This is a genomic window from Moorena sp. SIO3I6 (assembly GCF_010672095.1).
The window spans coordinates 1-2526 of the sequence record NZ_JAAHHU010000647.1 but is presented as its reverse complement, the minus strand read 5'-3'; the positions used below and the strand labels follow the sequence as shown (position 1 = coordinate 2526).

General features: G+C 46.3%; 1 protein-coding gene. It reads right to left on the bottom strand.

Features of this window, described 5'->3' with window-relative positions:
* Window positions 1–228 precede the first annotated feature (228 nt).
* On the bottom strand, window positions 229–2526 hold a 2298-nt coding region (locus F6K49_RS40820; RefSeq protein ID WP_293106661.1), incomplete at its 5' end, for a methyl-accepting chemotaxis protein.

Genomic DNA, 2526 nt, shown 5'->3' with positions numbered 1-2526 from the left:
ATAACTTGCAGCAAGTCCTGGGCTTCCCCAAGAAAGTATTGATAGGTTTCTGGATCAATAGTTGACATTTTTTTAGGGAGTAGGGAGTAGGGAGTAGGGAGTAGGGAGTAGGGATAAGAAACTTGAATTTAACTCACAGTTGCTGATATGACTTTTCAAACTCCAACCTACCAAACTCCCCATACTACTCGCGCCCAGGTTCCAAACTCCCCACCCATAGCGCTATAACTAGTTAACAGTAAACTGCTCAACAGCTGCCTGTAGCTTTTCGATGGTGGTGAGGGATTCCTTGAAGGACTCCCAAAGCTGGGCAGAGTCTTCAGAGGTATTGGTGGATATGGCCGCAACTTCTTTCATGGTTTGGGTAACCGATTGTGATTGTTCGAGTTGGGCTAGGGTTACCTGGGTAATCCCTGCAACTAACTGGCTAATCTCAGCAGTAGCTGATGCGATCGCATTTAGATTGCCCTTGCTTTCTTCTACCAGTTCTGTGCCAGTATTAACCTGAGCGATCGCGACTTCGGTCACTTTAATCACCTCTCTAGTCTGAGTGCGGATTTCAGCAACTAAATTAGAAATTTCCGTAGTTGCCTTGGCCGACTGTCGAGCTAAGGAGCGCACCTCATCAGCTACCACCGCAAAACCTTTACCATACTCCCCAGCTCGGGTGGCTTCGATAGCAGCATTAAGGGAGAGTAGCTGGGTCTGGGTAGCAAAATCACTAATCAAATTCAATACCCGGTCAACATTTTGGGAGTATTGACTTAACTGTCTAATTTGATGGCTGGCTTCCTCCACACTGTCCCGAATTCCTAGAATTCCCTCTACCGTGCGGTTCATAGCTGTCTCCCCCGATGCTACTTTTTGGTTTGCCTCTTGCACAGCTCGGTCGATGGATTGGGCGCTAGTGGTTACAGCTTGGGTAGAGTTAACCATGTTCTGGATTTGATCCATGGCTTGGGTCAACTCCTGACACTGATGCTGGGCTTCTTCAGAAAGTTTAGTAATTGCTGCTTCACTCTCTGTAGCCGTTTCAGCGACTTTCACAGAAGCTGAGAGTACCTCGATCACAATTTGCCGTAAACTGTGAATGGTGTTGTTGTAAGCATCTGCAATAGTCCCAAGTTCATCATTGGTAATCGGAGCTCTAACGGTCAAGTCACCGTCTAGAGCAGGTCGAACAGCTGTGAGCAAATCAATAGCACGCTGTTGGAATAATTCCCTAGCCTCCTTTTCCTGTGATGCTAATTCTGCTAGTTTTTGGGATTGCGATCGCAATTGTTCCAAATACTCAGCTCGCTGCAACGGTACACTCATCTGAGCGGCAATCTGAAGCATCCAATTAATCTCTTCCGTTTGCCAATCCCTAGCTTCAGAATTTTGATAAGCAGCCAGTAAACCCCACAGTGTATCCCCTTGGAAAATCGGCACAATAGTATAGGCTCTGGCCTGATATCGCTCTAGCTGCTCGATATAACAACTTGAAAAATCCCCTTCGTAGATATCACTAACCACCCAGAAGGGTTTCTCTTCCCTAGAGAGATTGCCTTGGATGCTTTGTAGATAGCTATCTCGGATGGTTGGAGCTTCCTGGCTAAACTGCTCAGGGGTATTTCCAGCCACCGTTTTAACGATACATTCACTAATATTTTTGTTGATCAGGGGATTATTAGTCTGTTCCTGGATTAAGGATGTCCAGCCACTAGCCACAGACTCAGCCACAAAGGAGCCACTCCAATCAGAATTGAAGCGATATATGGTAACACGGTCAACCCCTAAGAGTGTACGAACTTCGTTGGTAGTAACATTAAAAATAGTGCGCAAGTCTTGGGATTGTTGAATTTTATCCGTCACCTTAGTCAGAACTCGTTCCCGTTCTGCTGCTTGACGTATTTCCTCAGACTTTAACTGTTGTGCCTCCAGTAGCTCAGCGTGTTGCAATGCTACTCCTAACTCAGCTGCAATATCAAGCATCCAGCTAACCTCTGACTCCTGCCATTGCCTGAGATCAGAGTTTTGATAGCTAGCCAATAATCCCCAGAGTTTTTCATTCTGGTAAATAGCTACAATCACATAAGCTCTTGCTTGATAACTTTCTAGCACTTCCAGATAACAAGGGGTGAAATCCTGATTGTAGATATCCTCCACCACCCGGTAGGTTTCCCCCCTACTATAGGAACCCCCCTGGGTTTCTTGAAGATAAGTATCGACCTGGTTAATTGGTTGATTAGCCAATTGTTGGATGCTGCATTCGCTGATATCAGCCCTGAGGGTGGGGTTATTAGTCTGGCTCTGAAGCAGAGAAATCCAGCCTCCAGCCACAGACTCTGCTAAAAATTCACCACTCCAATCGGGATTAAAGCGATAGATAACGGTTCGGTCAGTGTTGAGCAGCTGTCGCACTTCTTGAGTGGTGGTCTGGAAAATAGTCTTGATATCCAGAGAACGGCGGACTTTGTTAATGACTTTCGCCACAGTTACTTCCCGCGCCTGCTGCTGTTGCAACTGAGTGCGTAACTCGTGGTA